The following is an 18,872-nucleotide window of genomic DNA, read 5'->3' as shown; positions in this document are numbered from 1 at the left end:
GTTATCATAACATATCAAAAAGGATAAACGTTTTAGTTTATCCTTTTTTTTGTGTTATTTTGTAAAACTTTTGCAACGTACAAAAATGAAGTATCAATCTAGAAAACAAGCAATGATTTTATTGGCAGACGGTACCATATTTTATGGGAAAGCCGTTGCAAATAAAGAAGGAAGTGCTTTTGGCGAAGTCTGTTTCAACACAGGAATGACAGGCTATCAAGAAATTTTTACAGATCCATCTTACTATGGACAATTAATGGTAACTACTAATGCCCATATTGGGAATTATGGAGTTAAAAATGATGAAGAGGAATCGGATTCAGTTAAAATAGCAGGTCTTATATGTAAGAACTTTAGCTATGTTCCATCGCGAGTTGGGAAATCTGATTCTCTTGAGAACTTTTTAAATGAAAATAATATACTTGCAATCTCTGATGTTGATACCAGAGCTCTTGTGAGTTATATTCGAGACCATGGTGCAATGAATGCTGTAATATCTACAGAAGTAGATAAAATAGATGAATTGAAGAAGCAACTAAACGAGACACCAGATATGGTAGGTTTAGAGCTTGCATCAAAGGTTTCAACCAAAGAAGCTTATTTTTATGGAGATGAAAATGCTACCTACAAAATAGCAGCGTTGGATTTAGGAATCAAGAAGAATATCCTTAGAAATTTAGCAAAACGCGATTGTTATATAAAGGTATTTCCATACAATGCCACTTTTAAGGAAATGGAAGCTTTTAATCCAGACGGATATTTCTTGTCTAATGGCCCTGGAGATCCAGAACCTTTAGAATGCGCTATTACTTTGGCTAAAGAAATTATAGAAAAGGACCTACCTTTATTCGGAATTTGTTTAGGGCATCAAATAATTGCACTTTCAGAAGGAGTATCTACTTTTAAGATGTATAATGGACATAGAGGGATTAATCATCCTGTTATAAATCATCTTACAGGGAAAGGGGAGATTACTTCTCAAAACCACGGTTTTGCAATCAACAGAAAAGAAACAGAAAGCAATGCTAATTTCGAAATTACACATTCTCATTTAAATGATAATGAAGTAATGGGAATTAGACATACTAAAAAGAACTGTTTCTCGGTACAATACCATCCAGAAGCTGGTCCAGGACCAAATGATGCTACGTATTTATTTGATCAATTTATAGAAAACATTAAACAACAAAAACTAGAAACAGTATGAGTATAATTATAAGTGTACACGCACGTCAGATATTAGATTCAAGAGGAAATCCAACCGTAGAAGTAGATGTAGTAACCGAAAACGGTATTTTAGGTAGAGCAGCAGTTCCATCTGGAGCGTCTACAGGAGAGCATGAAGCAGTTGAGCTTAGAGATGGAGGAAAATCTTACATGGGTAAAGGGGTTTCTGAAGCTGTAAACAACGTAAACACTACCATTGCAGAAGAACTTATAGGGGCTTCTGTATTTGAGCAAAATTTAATAGATCAAACAATGATCGATTTAGATGGGACTCCAAATAAATCTAAATTAGGAGCTAATGCTATTTTAGGGGTATCGCTTGCAGTTGCTAAAGCTGCGGCAAACGAATTAGGAATGCCATTATATAGATACGTAGGTGGAGTAAGTGCAAATACGCTTCCTGTGCCAATGATGAATATTATTAATGGAGGATCACATTCAGATGCACCTATTGCTTTCCAAGAGTTTATGGTAATGCCAGTAAAGGCTAAAAACTTTACGCATGCAATGCAAATGGGGACTGAGATTTTCCATAACCTTAAAAAAGTATTGCACGATAGAGGTTTAAGTACAGCTGTAGGAGATGAAGGTGGTTTTGCACCAACTTTAGATGGTACAGAAGATGCTTTGGATACCATTTCAAAAGCAGTTGAAAAAGCTGGATATAAAATGGGAGATGAAGTAATGATTGCTTTAGATTGTGCTGCAGCAGAATTTTATGTTGATGGAAAATATGACTATACTAAATTTGAAGGAGATAAAGGTGCTGTAAGAACTTCTGAAGAGCAAGCTCAGTATTTGGCAGATCTTTCTGCTAAATATCCAATTATCTCTATTGAAGATGGGATGGATGAGAACGACTGGGATGGATGGAAAGCACTTACTGAAAAAGTAGGAGACAAAGTTCAGTTAGTAGGAGATGATTTATTTGTAACTAATGTAGAGCGTCTTTCTAAAGGAATTGAAAATGGTATTGCAAATTCAATTTTAATTAAAGTTAACCAAATAGGTACACTTACAGAAACTATTGCAGCAGTAAACATGGCTAAAAATGCTGGTTATACTTCTGTAATGTCTCACCGCTCAGGAGAAACAGAAGATAATACAATTGCAGACTTAGCAGTTGCATTAAATACAGGTCAGATTAAAACAGGATCTGCATCTCGTAGTGATCGTATGGCAAAATACAATCAATTGCTAAGAATTGAGGAAGAATTAGGAGCTGTTGCTTTTTATCCTCAGGAAAAAGCATTTAAAATAAAATAAGGATTTAGCACTTGCAGTTGTAAGTCAATTTAAATATTAATACTCTAGGTAATTTAATTTTTATCTAGAGTATTTTTTTTATGCTAAAAACGCCTATAAATTGGTGAGGTATTTATAAATAGTTTCTCTTAGTTTTTTAAGGTTTATAGGTTTTTCAAGATACTCGCTTATTCCAACGGAAATACTTTTTTCTCGATTTTCTGCAGCACTTCCAGCACTTAATGCTAGTATAGGAATTGTAGCATTGTATTGCCGCCTTATAATTTTTGTTGCCTCTAATCCATTTAAAACAGGCATTTGGATGTCCATTAAGATAATATTAGGCTGTTCTTTGCTATATAGTTCAACTCCCATTTTGCCATCATAAGCTTCATAGATAAGGGCGTTTTTGTAAAGAGAGGATAATAGTTTTTTTGTAATTAGAAGGTTTACTTTGTTGTCTTCAACAATAAGCACCTTAAATATTTTATTTTCAATCTCATTTGCTAAGTTTTGAATGGGATTGGAATCCACTTTTTCTTCAGAACTATTTGTAAAAGTGAGTTTAAAATAGAATTTACTTCCTTTATTTACTTCACTTTCAAATTGTAATATTCCTCCAAGTGCTTCAACAATTTTATACGAAATAGAGAGACCTAATCCTATTCCTCCATGTTTTCGAGTATAATCTGACTCTTCTTGATAAAATTCTTCGAATATTTTGTTTTGGTTTTTAGTCTTTATTCCTTTTCCTGTATCATCAATAGAAAATTTAATTTCAGTAGTTTTCTCATATACATTAACCAATATTACATTTAAAGTAACACTACCTTTGGAGGTGTATTTTATGGCGTTATCTAGCAAAGAGTATACTACTCGACGAATTTTTAAATCGTCTATTAAAAGAGTTTTTGGAATGTTTGTGCTGGTATTGAGGAAGAGCGACAGATTTTTTTCTTGAGCCCTAATTTTAAACATTTCAAAAATTTCGTTGGCTAAGGCTCCTAGGTCGGTAGGGTTTTGTTTTATACTAATTTTGTTTTTGTCATAGCGGTTAAAATCAAAAATATCTTCGGCCATATATAAAAGAGACTCCCCAGAAGATTTAATGATGTTGATATGATTATTTTGAACACTTGTAAGGTCTTTAAATTTAAGAAGTAAATCTGCATAACCAATTATTGCATTTAAAGGTGTTTTTACTTCATGTGTCATTTTGGTTAAGAAGTTGGATTTTATTTCATTGGAAATAGTTAGTCTTTTGTTTATTCTAGCTAATTTAATTCTGCTAAAATAGATAAGCATGGTTACAATAATAAAAGAGATAAACCCCCCAATAATTATATATTTATTTTTTTTCACTTTTAAATCGTTCAACTCTTTTTCCTTTTGTATGGATAATTCTTTTAAATCCAATTTTAGGCGTTCTTTTAATAGTGTGTTTTGGACTTTATTAAGTTGTAAACTGTTACGATATGTGTAGCCAATTTGAGAAAATTTCAGTGCATTTTTATAGTCTTCTTTTTGCTCATATAGATTAGATAGTAAATTAGCTGTTTCGATTGAGTTTGCATAGACTTGATGTTTTTCTGCCGTTTCAAAAGCCTTTAGAGCATAATCAAGCGCTTTTTCATCATCTCCTAATTTACGAAGAATTTTAGCTAAACTCATATAACAATCTTCCCTAATAATATTGTTGTTTACTTGGTTTAATAAAAGAAGAGCATATTCAAACTCCTCTTTAGATTCGGTTAGATTTTCAGATTCATAATATAAATTCCCAATATACATTTGTGTAAGCAGCTTCCTAAAAGTGTAGCCTAGAGAGTCTTCATAACGGTATACTTTTTTAAGTGCAGAAAGGGTGGGTGCAGGAAGCCCTTTGTAGGAGTTAATAAACGCCAAGTTTTTTTGGATAGAGACAATTCCATATTGGTCATTATTTTTTTGTGTATAACTAACGCACTATCTAATAGCTCAATAGAAGTATCATATTCATTAACTAATGTATATAGGATAGAAATGTTTTTTAAGCATTCTGCTATTTGTGGTGTGTTGTTTAGTTCTTTACTTATGGCTATGGCCTTGTCGTAATATTTTAAAGCTACGTAGTGGTTGCTTTTAAACCTATGCACTTTTCCAAGGTGGTTGTATATAGAAGCTTTTATAGTGTTTAGATTGTTATTTTCGGCAATTTCAAGTCCTTTATTTAAATAATCAATAGCGCTATTATGATTAGATAGATATACATTTGAGGCGCCTATAATGTTGTATGCCGTTGCAATTCCTAGGAGATTAGAGTTTTTTTCTGAAAGGAGCAATAGTTTTTCAGAAAGTAAAATAGCTTCATTTGGGTCGATGTTCGTAGTTATTTCTGCAATCTCACTATATAAAGCTATAGAGTCAATAGCGGTAGGTGCATTTTTTAACTTGGTATATAGACTGTCTATTTCTATATTTTGTGTATACCCTAATGAGAAGATCAATAGTGTGAGGAAAGTTAGGATATTAACTGTTTTTCCCTTCATATATATTCGAATTAAATAAACTTAATTAATGTAAGGGGGCAAAGTCAAGCACAAAAACAGGTGGAAATATAGTGCGAAATTTGTTAATTAAATGCTTGATTCGTAATTATTAGTGGGTCTAGCTATGATAATTTAACAAGTTAATAAAGAAAGTAAGGTAATACTGTCAATATATAAATATAAAGTCCTTCAATTATAGAAGGGCTTTTTTTATAAATGAAAATAATGTCATATTAACATTCATTTAATAAGGAAAATTTTCATTATGTCAATATAATTATTTAATTTAAAGTTAATTATGAAAAGCTTTTAGTAACCGAAAAAATTCTACCATTGTGAAAACTAACTTTCTTTTTGTTTGCGCTGAAAATGACGGAATCCCAAACTGTAAAGCAGGAGGAATGGGAGATGTTGTTAGGGATGTTCCACGCCAAATAGCAATTAATGGAGATACGTCTCATATTATTACCCCGTCTTATGGGAGGTTACATTCTAATGGAGAATTTCTTAGTAAATTAAGTTTTAATTATAGAGGTATTCCACAGGAAGCGCATTTATATGAAGTTCCTGGAAAGAAATTGAATGAAAATATTAAGCATTATGTAATAGATCATCCAGAAATTACCTCGGGAGATATAGCTCATATTTATTTTAATGATCCAGAACAGCCTTTTTATACAGACGCTTGTATGTTTTCTCTTTTTTGTATAGCTGTGGCAGAGGCAGTAAAACAAAATTTATTTGGAGCACTTCAAATTATACATCTACATGATTGGCATACAAGTTTATTATTATTTTTAAAAGAATACCATCCTTCTTATTCAGTTTTAAAAACTAGCAGGTTTGTTTATTCTATACATAATTTGGCTATACAAGGAATCCGCCCTTTTCAAGCTAATTATTCTTCTTTAAAAGAATTTTATCCTGAAATTGATATAGATGAAGAAAAACTAAAAGATCCGAGATATCACGACTGTATAAATTTAATGTCATTAGGAATTCGTTTTGCAGATGCTGTGCATACGGTTTCTCCTTCCTACAAAGAAGATATACAGAAAGCTAGTAATCCGCCTACATTTATTGGAGGAGAAGGCTTAGAAGATGATTTGAAAAAGGCGAATGAAGAGGGACGTTTATTTGGAATTTTAAATGGTTGTAACTATAAAAACATTAACCGAGTTAAGAAAAATGAATTATGTAAACATAGTTTAAAAGCTATTTTTAAATGGATACAAGAACCAAATAAAAAATATAAAGCAGATTTTTTAGCACATACAGGTAATAAAATTTATGCTTTAACAAGTAGTAAACCTAGCTTTGTTTGCGCAAGTGTAGCCCGCCTAACGGAACAAAAATTCTTTTTCTTTAAGAACAATCCCCAGCTTCTTAGAGATATTATAGATTTGTTAGCAAAAAGAAATGGAGTTTATATTGTTTTAGGAACAGGAGCTCCAGAGTACGAAAGATTACTACGACAAGTAAGCTACGAAAAAGAAAATTTTATTTTCATAAATGGACAATCGGAAGAGGTTATCGATTCGTTGTACTATGAGTCCGATTTGTATTTAATGCCAAGTTTGTTTGAGCCCTGCGGAATTAGTCAGATGTTGGCTATGCGCAACGGGCAACCCTGCCTTGTTCATGCAACGGGAGGTTTAATAGATACTGTAGAGCATCTTAAATCTGGTTTTAGTTTTTCTGGAGAGACTTTAGAAGAGAAAAACGAGAATTTTTTAAGAGTATTTGAAAGTACCTTGGATTTGTTTTTTGAAGATCAAGAAATCTGGAAGCATATAAGTAAAGTAGCAAAGAGTAAAAGATTTAGTTGGGAGAAATCTGTAAAAGAATATTATGAACAATTGTATCTTTTAGAAACTTCGACAAAAAATAAGCTTACCCCAAGAATAAAAAATAGTAGAAACAAATCGGGAGTTATAATTTATGACAAATAAAGAATTCCCTTTTCTTCAGCAATTAAAACAATTATAAAAATTAGTTTTTTATACGGTGCTGAATTAATAATTTTTTATACTTGGTATTGGAGGTTCTCAATATCAAGTATTATTTTTTTTAAACTACATATTTTATGATAGTCTAAGATTTAGTCTTTGTTCTTTTTTCTTACAGCGAAGCGGTCTTGTATTTTTACATGGACATTAATAATTTTTAAAAACTACATATTTTTTTTGTGATAGTTAAGATTTAGTCTTTGTTCTTTTTTCTTATAGCGAAGCGGTCTTGTATTTTTACACAGACATTAATAATTTTTTTAAACTACATATTTATGATAGTCTAAGATCTAGTCTTTGTTCTTTTTTCTTATAGCGAAGCGGTCTTGTGTTATTACATGGACATTAATAATTTTTTTAAACTACATATTTTATGATAGTTAAGATTTAGTCTTTGTTCTTTTTTCTTATAGCGAAGCGGTCTTGTGTTTTTACATGGACATTAATAATTTTTTTAAACTACATATTTTTTTGTGATAGTTAAGATTTAGTCTTTGTTCTTTTTTCTTATAGCGAAGCGGTCTTGTGTTTTTACACAGACATTAATAATTAAGTATTAAAAAATAACAATTTAATAAAGAATTGAGTTGTTTTTTAAGATTGTATAATTATTTTTTCAAATTAGAAATTTTCAACATAAAAAAATGCGAAATATTCATTTTCAAGCATTTTGATTGAAAGAAACAAAATCTACATTTTTCAGAAATAAATTTTGGCATCATTTTAACCTTTGAAACTAGTAAAAAGACTGCTGATTAACCGTAATTTAACACATTATTTCGTATTTTCGCAACACTTGTAAAAATTTAAATAAACTAAAATATATTATGTCAGATACGGCTACTATTGAGTATAAAGGTAAAAAAATAGAATTTCCAGTTGTTGAAGGTACAGAAAATGAATTAGCAATAGATATTAAAACGCTAAGAGCTTCAGCAGGTATTATTACTTTAGATCCAGGATACAAAAACACAGGTTCTTGTGAAAGTGCAATAACTTATTTAGATGGAGAAAAAGGTATTTTAAGGTACCGGGGTTATGCTATTGAAGACCTAGCCGAGAAAGCTGACTTCCTTGAAGTTGCTTATTTATTAATTTTTGGAGAGCTTCCTAATAAAACACAGTTAGAGAAATTCCATAATGATATCAAAGCAAATTCTGAGGTAGATGAAGACGTTAAGAAAATTGTAGATAGTTTTCCAAGAACTGCACATCCAATGGGGGTGTTATCTTCCTTAACTAGTGCATTGACTGCATTTAACCCTTCTTGTGTTGATATAAATTCTGAAGAAGATATGTATCAGGCCATCGTTAAAATTATGGGTAAATTTCCTGTTTTAGCAGCATGGACATTACGTAGAAGAAATGCTAAGCCTTATGATTACGGGAATGCTTCTCTTGGTTATGTGGAGAACATGCTTTATATGATGTTTAAAAAACCAAACGAAGAGTATAAATTAAATCCTGTTGTGGTTGAAGCATTAGATAAATTATTAATTCTTCATGCAGATCATGAGCAAAATTGCTCTACATCTACAGTAAGAATTGTAGGTTCATCTCATGCAGGATTATTTGCATCTCTTTCTGCAGGTGTTTCTGCATTATGGGGGCCTCTTCATGGTGGAGCAAACCAAGCGGTTATTGAAATGTTGGAAGGAATTAAAGAAGACGGAGGTGATACTGCAAAATACATGGAAAAAGCTAAGGATAAAGAAGATCCTTTCCGTTTAATGGGATTTGGGCATAGAGTATATAAAAACTTTGATCCACGTGCTAAAATTATCAAGAAATCTGCAGATGAAGTTTTAGGAGATTTAGGCGTTGAAGATCCAGTTTTATCAATTGCCAAAGGATTAGAAAAACAAGCATTAGAAGACGATTATTTCGTAAAAAGAAAATTATATCCTAACGTAGATTTTTACTCAGGAATTATATACAGAGCTTTAGGAATTCCTACAGAAATGTTTACCGTAATGTTTGCTTTAGGGAGATTACCAGGTTGGATTGCTCAATGGAGAGAGATGAGATTGAAAAAAGAACCAATTGGTAGACCACGTCAAGTATATGTTGGTGAGAATTTAAGACCTTTTGTAGAAGTAGAAAAAAGGTAAATAAAAAACCATATAAAATTTTTAAAGGGTATGTTAATCTATAACATGCCCTTTTTTATTGATTGTATGTCGATTATTAATGATATTTTTGATCTTCATCTAGAAATGCTAGTTTAAAAAGATATTTATGTTAAAACTTCATGTAGAAAATGAGACTTCTAAACTTGAAGCAGTAGTTTTAGGAACTGCAAAAAGTAATGGGCCTACACCAACTATAGAAGATGCATACGACCCAAAGTCGTTGGAATTTATAAAAGCAGGAACCTATCCTGTAGAAGCAGATATGATTCCAGAAATGGAAGCTTTTAATACTGTTTTTGAAAAGTATGATGTAAAAGTATACAGACCAGAATTAATAGAAAATTGCAATCAAATCTTCTCAAGAGATATCGCTTTTGTTATTGACGATTTCTTTATAAAATCGAATATATTGCCAGATCGAGAAAAAGAACTGGAAGCTATTCAGTATGTAATAAATCAAATAGAGCCTTCAAAAGTGATAACACCTCCAAAAGAAGTGCATATAGAAGGTGGCGATGTTATGCTTTGGAATGACCATATTTTTATAGGAACCTACAAAGGAGCCGATTATCCAGATCTTATTACAGCTAGAACAAATATGCATGGGGTTAATTTTATTAAAGAAATGTTTCCTAATAAAATTGTGAAAGAATTTGATTTAAGTAAATCAAATACCATTGCTAGAGACAATGCTTTGCATTTGGATTGTTGTTTTCAGCCAGTAGGAACGAGCAAAGGAATTATTCATAAAGAAGGTTTTAGAAAGGAAGCAGACTATAATTATTTAGTGGATTTATTTGGGGAGGAAAACTTATTTCATATTACAAAAGATGAGATGTATTATATGTTTAGCAATGTGTTTTCAATCTCTCCAGAAGTAGTAGTTTCAGAAAAAAACTTTAAGCGACTTAATAATTGGCTTCGCGAAAATAAATTTACAGTTGAAGAGATTCCTTATAGTGAAATATCTAAACAGGAAGGACTTTTACGTTGTTCAACTATGCCATTAATTCGTGCATAAAATCTTAATCAAAGCAAGTTGTTTTATGCATACTGTCTAACTTTCTTTGTAGCTTTGCGCGATTAAAATTTAGAAGGATATGAGTCAGGTTACGAATACAATTTTAATGGTTCGTCCAATTAGTTTTAGAATGAACGAGCAAACAGCCGTTAATAATTATTTTCAGGAAGATATCGATATGATGAACGAGGCAATAAATGCCAAAGCTCAAAAAGAATTTGATACTTTTGTGGAAAAAATTAGGGCTGCCGGGATTCAAGTTATTACGGTTCAAGATACCCTAAAACCAGATACTCCAGATTCTATTTTTCCTAATAATTGGATTTCTACACATGAGGATGGAACTGTAACGCTTTACCCAATGTTTGCAGAAAACAGAAGAAATGAGCGGAGAGAAGATATATTGGATGTATTGGAGGCAAACAATTTTTGTGTTGAGAATGTAATGGATTATACCTCTGCTGAAGAAGAAGGGATTTTTTTGGAAGGAACTGGAAGTATAATTTTAGACCGTGTACATAGAAAAGCATATTGCGCACTTTCTCCAAGAGCAGATGAGGATTTATTTATAGAATTTTGTGAAGACTTTGAATATTTCCCTGTTATTTTTACTGCCAATCAAGATGTTGATGGAGTAAGAAAACCAATTTATCATACCAATGTAATGATGTGTGTTGGAGATAATTTTGCGGTTGTTTGTTTAGATACTATTGACGATAAGAAGGAGCGCAAAAACTTAGTAGATCATCTTAAAAAAGATGGAAAAGAAATTATTGTAATTTCTGAAACTCAAATGAGCAATTTTGCAGGAAACATGCTACAAGCTCAATCAGAAACAGGAGAAAAATATTTAATAATGAGTAAATCTGCTCATGAAAGTTTGCATTCTAATCAGACAAAATCTATAGAAAAATACGCTACAATTTTATCGAGCAATTTAGAAACTATAGAAACATGCGGAGGAGGAAGTGCCCGTTGTATGATGGCAGAAATATTTCTCCCAAAAAAATAGTATATTTAAAGACCTAGCGATATAGATTTTAAAATAACTTATGCTTTCAAAGAAAACAAAATATGGTTTAAAGGCACTTACTTACATGGCCAAAAAGGAAAGTAAGAGTCCTGTGCTCATTTCAGAAATTGCAGAGCAAGAAAATATCTCCAAAAAATTTCTGGAAATTATTTTACTTCAACTAAAAAATAGCGGTTTTTTAGGGTCGAAAAAAGGAAAGGGAGGTGGCTATTACCTCATTCGGGATCCCGAAAAAATAACTGTAGCTTCTCTAATTAGAGTACTAGAAGGCCCTATTGCAATGCTTCCTTGTGTAAGTCTTAATTTTTACGAAAAATGTGATGATTGTAAAAATGAAGAAGCTTGCTCGCTAAGTAGGTTAATGATAGAGGTTAGAGATAGTACCTTAAAAGTATTAGAAAATAAAACTTTGGCAGATTTAACTAGATCTACTTTAACCGCTTAAGATGCTTATTTTTAGTTAGTTGAAAAAATATTCTGTGATTTTTTTGTTAAAAACCTAGTAATTAACTAGACTATTGATATCTTTGCTTTTTAGTATAGAAATAAAGAGTTATGGATTTAGTAGAAATAAATAAAAATTTAAAAGATAAATCTCCTTCGGAAATTGTAAAATGGGCATTGACTCAAGGTCAAAATCCTGTTGTAACCACAAATTTCCGTCCGTATGAAGCAGCTATTTTACACGCTACCACTTCAGAAAAAAAAGAGCTTCCTGTAATTTGGTGTGATACAGGTTACAATACCAATAAAACTTATTTACATGCAGAGCGTTTAATAAAATCTTTGGCATTAAATATTAAATTATATGTTCCTAAACAAACGGTAGCACACAGAAATATGGTAATGGGAATTCCTAGTATTGAAGACCCTTTGCATAAAGTGTTTACAGAACAGGTTAAGTTAGAGCCATTTAAGAGAGCAATGGCAGAAAATAAACCGGATATATGGTTTACAAACCTTAGAAAAGGACAAACTGCATTTAGAGATAGTTTGGATATTGTAACCAAAGGAAATGATGGTGTTTTAAAAGTGAGTCCATTTTATTATTATTCAGATGAAGAGTTAGATGCTTATTTGGAGGCTCATAATCTAGAAAACGAATTTAATTATTTTGACCCTACCAAGGTTTTAGAGAATAGGGAGTGTGGCTTACATGTAAGCTAAAAAAAATAGTTTAAGATATTCTGGAAGGGGATTGCTAGCAGCAATCCCCTTTTTTGGTTTAATCCCTAATAGAGAATTTAATTTGTTTATAAGCTAAGTGTTTAAGTAAAGTTGGATTTTATGTAAATTAAATTCTACATTAGGAATTATAATTGACAAGATATTCTTATTTTTAAGGAAAATAAAAGTGATGAAAAAGAAAGTAGCATATTTATACGTTATCATAATAGTTGGATGTTTTTCTTGTGGTCCAAAAATAATTCAAGAGCCTATTGTTTTTGACGAGGAAAGGAGTAATTTAACCTTGAGTTATATGGAAGAACATTATGGAATAAGGCAAGAAGAGCCAACTATTATTCCTAAAATGATAGTGGTTCATTGGACAGAAATTCCCACGTTTCAAAAAACGGTTGATGCTTTTTATGAAGCTAATTTGCCAGAGCATAGAAATGCTATTGCAGGCGCAGGAAGCTTGAATGTTTCCTCTCAGTTTGTAGTGGATCAAGATGGAATTATTTATAATTTAATGCCAGAAACTACTATGGCTCGCCATGTAATAGGTTTAAATCATTGTGCTATTGGGATAGAAAATGTAGGAGGCTCAGATTTACCCTTAACAGATGCACAGTTGAGAGCCAATGTAAAGTTGATAAAATATTTGAAAAAGAAGTATCCAATTGATTATGTTATTGGTCATTATGAATATCAATTATTTGAGAAAACCGACTTATGGCTTGAAAAAAACGATAGTTATAGAACTGTGAAAACAGACCCGAATAAAGAATTTATGGAAGAAATAAGAAAGAGAACTAAAAAATTAGATATAAAACCATTACCTAAAGGATAAGTACCAATGAATAAGAATATAAGAAAAATTATACTCTCGATATTTTTTATAGGAAGCTTTTTATCGATTTCAGCACAAGGCTTTTACAATGAACTATTTGAAAAATACGATAGCTATAAAGAGGAAAGTATTACAATTAGAAGGTTTACGCACAGTAAAATAATGCCTTTAATTGAAGAATTAAAACCTGATTCTTTTTTTGAAGTGAATAAAGTAGGAACTTCCATAAAAGGGAAGAGTTTAAATTTAATAAGCTTTGGAGAAGGAGAGGTGGATGTTTTTCTTTGGTCGCAAATGCATGGCGATGAATCTACTGCTACCATGGCGATTTTTGATATTATGAACTTTTTTAAATCAACAGATTTTCAGAAGGAAAAAGAAGAGATGCTGTCCAATTTAAGGATTCATTTCTTGCCCATGTTAAACCCAGATGGAGCCGAATTGTTTACCAGAAGAAATGCTTTAGGAGTAGATATAAATAGAGATGCTGTTAGATTACAATCTCCAGAAAGTAAAACATTAAAGCGGGTTCGAGATAGTTTGGAAGCCGATTTTGGTTTTAATTTACACGATCAAAGTACGTATTACAATGCTAATAGAACTCCAAAGCCAGCAACTATTTCTTATTTAGCGCCTGCATATAATTATGAAAAGGAGGTGAATAATGTTAGGGAAAATGCCATGAAACTTATTGGGTATATGAATGGAATTCTTCAAAAATATGCACCAGGACAAGTAGGGAGGTATAATGATGATTTTGAGCCGCGTGCATTTGGAGATAATATTCAGAAATGGGGAACAAGTGTTGTTTTAATAGAGTCTGGTGGATATCCAAACGACCCTGAAAAGCAATTTATCAGAAAGTTGAATTTCGTAACTATTTTATCTGCAATTAGAGCAATTGCAACCAAAGAGTATGAGAAATCATCTAAAGAAGAATATTTTAAAATCCCTGAAAACGACAGGAAATTATTCGACTTAAAACTAATAGGGGTTCAGTACGAATTATTAGGAAATACGTATACCGTAGATTTAGGAATAGATAGTAGGGAGGTGTCTGCTCATACCGAATCTGGTTATTATTACAAAGCAGGAGTATCGGATATGGGAGATTTATCTACGTATTATGGGTATAAAGAGTTTGATGCATCTGCTTACGCAGTAGTTGCTCCAAAGGTATATCCGGAGACATTCTCAACTATAAATGCTGTTGTAGAAAAAGGGGTTTCTTCATTTTTAAAAGAAGGGTTTGCTTACGTAAAAGTGGAACACCTTCCTGAAGATAAAGATGCTATAAATATTCCTTTACACGTTATTTCAGATAAAAAAAATACAGCTGTGAATTTATATGTGGGCGCTAATCCAACTTTTTTCTTGAAGAAGAATGATTCCTTAGAATATTTAATTATTAATGGAAATTTAGTGGATTTAAAAAAACCAGAACAAGATTTTAGTAATGCGCTAATTTATAAATAAGCTATTATTCTATTATGAATAAACCTGAGTTATATGGTTTATAGTGAGGTGTTTAATGAAGTTGAATGAAAATATGAAACTTATTTATTCCTTTTGTAGAGTGGATTTTCTTGGCTATAATTAATCCTTCTATGAGGGTTTCTTCTGAATTAATTCTTTAAGAAAGGAAAAACTCATTATAGGAATAAAAAGGGCAAAAGGTAGGGAGGTAATAATTAATAGTTTCTGAAGCGCAATAAGGACATCAATTTCTTTTTTGGCATTTCCTAGAATTAGCATTGCAATACTAAAAATAGCAATTACGAAAGACCAAACTATGCGGTGCGATTTTTTAGGTTTTGGATTGCCTTTATCGCTAAACATACTTAATACAAAAATAGCAGAATCTACAGAGGTTAATAAAAAGCCAATGAGGAGTATTACAATGGTGGAGTTTATTATAAATTGAAGGGGATATTGTTTGAAAAAGATAAAAATAGAAGTAAATACATCCCCAAATTCATTATTATAATTGTTCCAACCCTCAATTAGAAGGAAGGCATTTTCGCCAAAAGCTGTAAACCATAAGAAAGAACCTAAAGAAGGAATAATCATTACGCCAAGGAGCATTTCTCTTAATGTTCTTCCTTTAGAAATCCGTGCTATAAAAACCCCAGTAAAAGGTGCCCAAGCTAACCAAAAAGCCCAATAATAGTAGGTCCAATCTGTAAGAAATTGCTTTCCAGGATTATATTTTCCTAGTGCCAAACTAAGTGGAATAAAATCTTTTAGATACTGAAATAGAGCATTTATAAACTGTTTTAGAATTAATAGAATATCGCTTTGCGATAAAACAAAAACTAGCAGTAAGAGCGTAATAAAGATGTTTACTTTAGAGATGTTTTTTATGCCTTTATTTATTCCTTTCCATGCAGATAAAAAGGCAAATCCGCAGATAATTATTGTCAATATAATAGCTGAGGTAACGTCTAAATTTATCTTTAGTAAATGTTGAAGTCCGCCATTAATTTGTGTAGTCCCTAGGCCAACGGCACCTACAAGTCCAAAAACGGTAGCGAGCATAACTAAAATGTCTATTCCATTTAAAACTCCTGAATTTTTAAAATTAGGAGCTACAGTACTACTAATTAAAGCCTGTTTATTTTTTGTAAATAAATAATGCCCAATAACCAATGCAAAAAGTCCATAAAAGGCCCATGCAGTAAAGCCCCATTGGTAAAAGGTGTATTCAAGTGCAATTGTTTGTTTGCTAGCGTCGGTTTGTATGGGCGGGTTTAAGTACATATAGACAGGCTCCTGTACTGCACGAAGTAAAATTCCAGCTCCCATTCCAGCACTATAAAGCATTGAGATCCATGCCCAGCGAGAATATTCTGGTCTGTCGTTAGTATTACCTAAACGTAATTTTCCTAATGGAGAGATTGCAATTCCAAGTAAAAATAGCACACAAAAAAGACCTAAATACAGATAGAAATTCCCAAACCAGTCGCGTATCCAAATGGATACATTTTCAATAGAAGTATAGCTAAGAGAAGGGAAAATAAAGATAAGAATAGCCAGAAAGACTAAAATGCTTACCGATATTACTAATAATCTATTTTTAAAAATTTCCAAAAAATTATTTTGATTAAGATATTAAATATTGCCGCTTAGATTAGATAAATGTTTGATTTTGTAGGAAGAGATATTCTTTATAAAGTTATGAATCTCTTTTGTTTTAGCAACAATTCTTATAAAATGGTGGTCTTTATGGAAGGTATATTCTTGAGGAGCACTTTTATATAAAGAAAGTTTGTAAAATGGAATCAACAATCCATAAGTATCTGTTAGCGCTATAAATTTAATAACAATCCCTTTTGTTCTAATTTCGATGTTGCAAGTATCTATATTGTTATTGAGAATTAATAAGTTTTTAATCTGAATACTGGTAGTTGTAATAAATAAGTTAGGGGAGTGACTTTTGCCTATTTCAACTCTTTCTTTTAGAGGAAGAACATTACCTACTTCATTTAGAAGTATTTCTTTCTGAAAAGAATTTGTATTAGAAAAATTGATTAGCATTCTTTAAAGATAGATTTTTATCGGCGTTCAGCAGAAATAAAAATCATTTTTTCGATGTAAAGATTTGTTTTTATCCTTGCTTCAAGGGTAATAACTTTTTCAAAATCCGTATCTTTGCACCCAAATTTTTCATAAAAATGAACATTCAGGATATTATAATTACCAAAGTTAAAGAAGCAATACATTCTATTTTTGATAAAGAATTAGAAACCGTTGAATTACAGGCTACTCGTAAGGAGTTTGAAGGGGATATTACGGTAGTTATTTTTCCTATGTTGCGTACTATAAAAGGAAATCCGCAACTTATAGGAGAACAAATAGGAGCTTATTTGGAGGCTAATGTTACTGAGATTGAAAAATTTAATGTGGTAAAAGGTTTTTTAAACCTTGTAATTTCAGATTCATATTTCCTTCAATTTTTTAGTGATATAAAAAATGATGAGGTGTATGGTTTTGAAACTCCTAAAGAAGGAGATAAAGCTATTATGGTAGAATATTCTTCTCCAAACACTAATAAACCTTTGCACTTAGGACATATTAGAAATAATTTATTAGGGTATTCTGTTGCTGAAATTATTAAAGCATCTGGAAAAAAAGTATATAAGACTCAAATTATAAACGACCGTGGAATCCATATTTGTAAGTCAATGTTGGCCTGGCAAAAATTTGGAAATGGAGAGACTCCAGCATCCACTGGATTAAAAGGAGATAAGCTCGTTGGGAATTATTATGTAGCTTTTGATAAAGCTTATAAGGCTGAAATTGAAGAATTAATAGCTAGGGGAGTAGATAAAAAAGTAGCAGAAAAAGAAGCGCCAATTTTATTGGAAGCTCAAAATATGCTTAGAAAATGGGAAGCTGGAGATGAAGAAGTTGTAAAGCTTTGGGAAACCATGAATGGTTGGGTTTACGACGGATTTGCTATTACCTATAAAAATTTAGGAGTCGATTTTGACCAATTATATTACGAGAGTAATACCTATTTATTAGGAAAGGATGTGGTTGCCGATGGTTTGGAAAGAGGTGTTTTCTTTAAAAAAGAAGATGGATCTGTTTGGATTGATTTAACAGAAGATGGCTTGGACGAAAAAATTGTTTTAAGAGCCGATGGAACTGCTGTGTACATGACGCAAGATATTGGAACTGCAATCCAACGTATTAAAGATTATCCAGATGTTGGAGGTTTGGTTTATACAGTAGGGAACGAACAGGATTATCATTTTCAAGTATTGTTTTTAATTCTGAAAAAACTCGGATTTGAATGGGCACAGCATTTGTATCATCTAAGTTATGGAATGGTAGATTTGCCTAGCGGTAAAATGAAAAGTAGAGAAGGTACGGTTGTAGATGCAGATGATTTAATTACCGAAATGGCAAGCACTGCAGGAGAGATTTCTTCAGAATTAGGAAAATTAGAAGGCTTTACGGAAGAAGAAAAGCAAGAACTTTATAAAACTATTGGGCTTGGAGCCTTAAAATATTACATTCTAAAAGTAGATCCTAAAAAACGTATCCTTTTTGATCCTAAAGAGTCAATAGATTTTCAAGGAAATACGGGGCCTTTTATTCAGTATACTTATGCTAGAATTCAATCTATTTTAAGAAAGGCGGATTTTGATTTTTCAGGGGAAGCTGTAGTGATGGATTACAAACTTCATGAGAAAGAAAAATCTCTTATTAAACAAGTTCAATTATTTCCAGAAATTATTCAGAATGCTTCCGCTAATTTTAGCCCAGCTATCATAGCAAATTACACCTATGATTTGGTAAAAGAGTTCAATTCTTTTTATCAGAATGTGTCTATATTAGGAGCAGAAGTAACTTCAGAAAAAATATTTAGAGTACAGCTTTCTAGTAAAGTAGCAGAAATAATTGCAAACGCTTTAAAATTACTAGGAATTTCAGTTCCAGAACGAATGTAAAAAACATAGAATTTGTATAAAATTTCATTAATGTTCGAGTAAAAATACAAGACCGCTTCGCTATAAGAAAAAGACTAATAAATACCACAAAATAAGTAGTTTAAAGAGATGGCATTTCAAAAATCCTCTTTTTATTCATTCTTATTAATAGCAAGGGGTCTATTTTGAAAACCCCATTTGAACCTTGATATAAGTGGAGTTCAA

General features: G+C 31.7%; 15 protein-coding genes. 11 read left to right on the top strand and 4 right to left on the bottom strand.

Annotated elements, in window-relative coordinates:
• The first annotated feature begins 85 nt into the window (after window positions 1-85).
• Window positions 86-1,207: a glutamine-hydrolyzing carbamoyl-phosphate synthase small subunit gene (carA, locus tag JOOMADRAFT_RS11510; RefSeq protein WP_008613565.1), complete on the top strand. Its 1,122-nt coding sequence runs from the start codon at window positions 86-88 to the stop codon at window positions 1,205-1,207.
• The gene (gene eno, locus JOOMADRAFT_RS11505; protein WP_008613564.1) at window positions 1,204-2,493 is read left to right on the top strand and encodes a phosphopyruvate hydratase; all 1,290 of its coding nucleotides are present in this window, start codon (window positions 1,204-1,206) and stop codon (window positions 2,491-2,493) included. Before carA ends, eno begins: the two co-directional genes overlap by 4 nt.
• A gap of 93 nt (window positions 2,494-2,586) precedes the next feature.
• On the opposite strand, the gene JOOMADRAFT_RS11500 is transcribed toward eno, so the two are convergent.
• Complete coding sequence (locus JOOMADRAFT_RS11500; RefSeq protein ID WP_157136678.1) at window positions 2,587-4,377, bottom strand: ATP-binding response regulator; 1,791 nt, start codon at window positions 4,375-4,377, stop codon at window positions 2,587-2,589.
• On the bottom strand, window positions 4,293-5,000 hold the full coding sequence (locus tag JOOMADRAFT_RS11495) for a tetratricopeptide repeat protein (RefSeq protein WP_008613562.1): 708 nt from the start codon (window positions 4,998-5,000) through the stop codon (window positions 4,293-4,295). The genes JOOMADRAFT_RS11500 and JOOMADRAFT_RS11495 overlap by 85 nt, the downstream gene beginning before the upstream one ends.
• Window positions 5,001-5,335: 335 nt before the next feature.
• Between JOOMADRAFT_RS11495 and JOOMADRAFT_RS11490 the strand changes: the two genes are divergently transcribed.
• The 8 genes from JOOMADRAFT_RS11490 (at window position 5,336) to JOOMADRAFT_RS11455 (ending at window position 14,685) form a co-directional block, all read left to right on the top strand.
• On the top strand, window positions 5,336-6,952 hold the full coding sequence (locus tag JOOMADRAFT_RS11490) for a glycogen synthase (protein WP_008613561.1): 1,617 nt from the start codon (window positions 5,336-5,338) through the stop codon (window positions 6,950-6,952).
• An 884-nt stretch (window positions 6,953-7,836) separates the two neighbouring features.
• Window positions 7,837-9,120: a citrate synthase gene (locus JOOMADRAFT_RS11485; RefSeq protein ID WP_008613560.1), complete on the top strand. Its 1,284-nt coding sequence runs from the start codon at window positions 7,837-7,839 to the stop codon at window positions 9,118-9,120.
• A gap of 127 nt (window positions 9,121-9,247) precedes the next feature.
• Window positions 9,248-10,162, top strand: a complete 915-nt coding sequence (locus JOOMADRAFT_RS11480; RefSeq protein WP_008613559.1) for a dimethylarginine dimethylaminohydrolase family protein — start codon at window positions 9,248-9,250, stop codon at window positions 10,160-10,162.
• Between the two features lie 79 nt (window positions 10,163-10,241).
• Window positions 10,242-11,174, top strand: a complete 933-nt coding sequence (ctlX, locus tag JOOMADRAFT_RS11475; protein WP_008613558.1) for a citrulline utilization hydrolase CtlX — start codon at window positions 10,242-10,244, stop codon at window positions 11,172-11,174.
• A gap of 40 nt (window positions 11,175-11,214) precedes the next feature.
• The gene (locus JOOMADRAFT_RS11470) at window positions 11,215-11,640 is read left to right on the top strand and encodes an RrF2 family transcriptional regulator (RefSeq protein WP_008613557.1); all 426 of its coding nucleotides are present in this window, start codon (window positions 11,215-11,217) and stop codon (window positions 11,638-11,640) included.
• A gap of 110 nt (window positions 11,641-11,750) precedes the next feature.
• Window positions 11,751-12,362: a phosphoadenosine phosphosulfate reductase domain-containing protein gene (locus tag JOOMADRAFT_RS11465; protein WP_008613556.1), complete on the top strand. Its 612-nt coding sequence runs from the start codon at window positions 11,751-11,753 to the stop codon at window positions 12,360-12,362.
• 190 nt (window positions 12,363-12,552) lie between these two features.
• The gene (locus JOOMADRAFT_RS11460) at window positions 12,553-13,209 is read left to right on the top strand and encodes a peptidoglycan recognition protein family protein (RefSeq protein ID WP_008613554.1); all 657 of its coding nucleotides are present in this window, start codon (window positions 12,553-12,555) and stop codon (window positions 13,207-13,209) included.
• 6 nt (window positions 13,210-13,215) lie between these two features.
• Window positions 13,216-14,685 carry a M14 family metallopeptidase gene (locus JOOMADRAFT_RS11455; RefSeq protein WP_008613547.1) on the top strand — a complete coding sequence of 490 codons (1,470 nt, stop codon included), beginning with the start codon at window positions 13,216-13,218 and terminating at the stop codon, window positions 14,683-14,685.
• Window positions 14,686-14,814: 129 nt separating this feature from the next.
• Here JOOMADRAFT_RS11455 and JOOMADRAFT_RS11450 read toward each other — a convergent pair whose 3' ends face one another.
• Both JOOMADRAFT_RS11450 and JOOMADRAFT_RS11445 read right to left on the bottom strand, forming a co-directional pair.
• Window positions 14,815-16,299, bottom strand: coding sequence for a BCCT family transporter (locus JOOMADRAFT_RS11450; RefSeq protein WP_008613540.1), 1,485 nt, complete (start codon window positions 16,297-16,299; stop codon window positions 14,815-14,817).
• 21 nt (window positions 16,300-16,320) lie between these two features.
• Window positions 16,321-16,746 (bottom strand): hypothetical protein, encoded by a 426-nt coding sequence (locus JOOMADRAFT_RS11445; protein WP_008613535.1) that lies wholly within the window; start codon window positions 16,744-16,746, stop codon window positions 16,321-16,323.
• Between the two features lie 137 nt (window positions 16,747-16,883).
• Between JOOMADRAFT_RS11445 and argS the strand changes: the two genes are divergently transcribed.
• Window positions 16,884-18,668 carry an arginine--tRNA ligase gene (gene argS, locus JOOMADRAFT_RS11440; protein WP_008613533.1) on the top strand — a complete coding sequence of 595 codons (1,785 nt, stop codon included), beginning with the start codon at window positions 16,884-16,886 and terminating at the stop codon, window positions 18,666-18,668.
• Window positions 18,669-18,872 lie beyond the last annotated feature (204 nt).

The sequence above is a fragment of the Galbibacter orientalis DSM 19592 genome (genome assembly GCF_000260115.1).
Taxonomy (GTDB): Bacteria; Bacteroidota; Bacteroidia; order Flavobacteriales; family Flavobacteriaceae; genus Galbibacter; species Galbibacter orientalis.
The sequence above is the reverse complement of the archived record's forward strand: the minus strand, read 5'-3'. Positions and strand labels throughout refer to the sequence as shown.

What these genes read in the sequence shown, in the direction of transcription:
- eno (WP_008613564.1), top strand. Translation starts at nt 1,204, where the DNA reads ATGAGTATAATTATAAGTGTACACGCACGTCAGATATTAGATTCAAGA.
- ctlX (WP_008613558.1), top strand. Translation starts at nt 10,242, where the DNA reads ATGAGTCAGGTTACGAATACAATTTTAATGGTTCGTCCAATTAGTTTT.
- JOOMADRAFT_RS11485 (WP_008613560.1), top strand. Translation starts at nt 7,837, where the DNA reads ATGTCAGATACGGCTACTATTGAGTATAAAGGTAAAAAAATAGAATTT.
- JOOMADRAFT_RS11445 (WP_008613535.1), bottom strand. Translation starts at nt 16,746, where the DNA reads ATGCTAATCAATTTTTCTAATACAAATTCTTTTCAGAAAGAAATACTT.
- JOOMADRAFT_RS11465 (WP_008613556.1), top strand. Translation starts at nt 11,751, where the DNA reads ATGGATTTAGTAGAAATAAATAAAAATTTAAAAGATAAATCTCCTTCG.
- JOOMADRAFT_RS11470 (WP_008613557.1), top strand. Translation starts at nt 11,215, where the DNA reads ATGCTTTCAAAGAAAACAAAATATGGTTTAAAGGCACTTACTTACATG.
- JOOMADRAFT_RS11455 (WP_008613547.1), top strand. Translation starts at nt 13,216, where the DNA reads ATGAATAAGAATATAAGAAAAATTATACTCTCGATATTTTTTATAGGA.
- JOOMADRAFT_RS11480 (WP_008613559.1), top strand. Translation starts at nt 9,248, where the DNA reads ATGTTAAAACTTCATGTAGAAAATGAGACTTCTAAACTTGAAGCAGTA.
- JOOMADRAFT_RS11495 (WP_008613562.1), bottom strand. Translation starts at nt 5,000, where the DNA reads ATGAAGGGAAAAACAGTTAATATCCTAACTTTCCTCACACTATTGATC.
- JOOMADRAFT_RS11460 (WP_008613554.1), top strand. Translation starts at nt 12,553, where the DNA reads ATGAAAAAGAAAGTAGCATATTTATACGTTATCATAATAGTTGGATGT.
- argS (WP_008613533.1), top strand. Translation starts at nt 16,884, where the DNA reads ATGAACATTCAGGATATTATAATTACCAAAGTTAAAGAAGCAATACAT.
- carA (WP_008613565.1), top strand. Translation starts at nt 86, where the DNA reads ATGAAGTATCAATCTAGAAAACAAGCAATGATTTTATTGGCAGACGGT.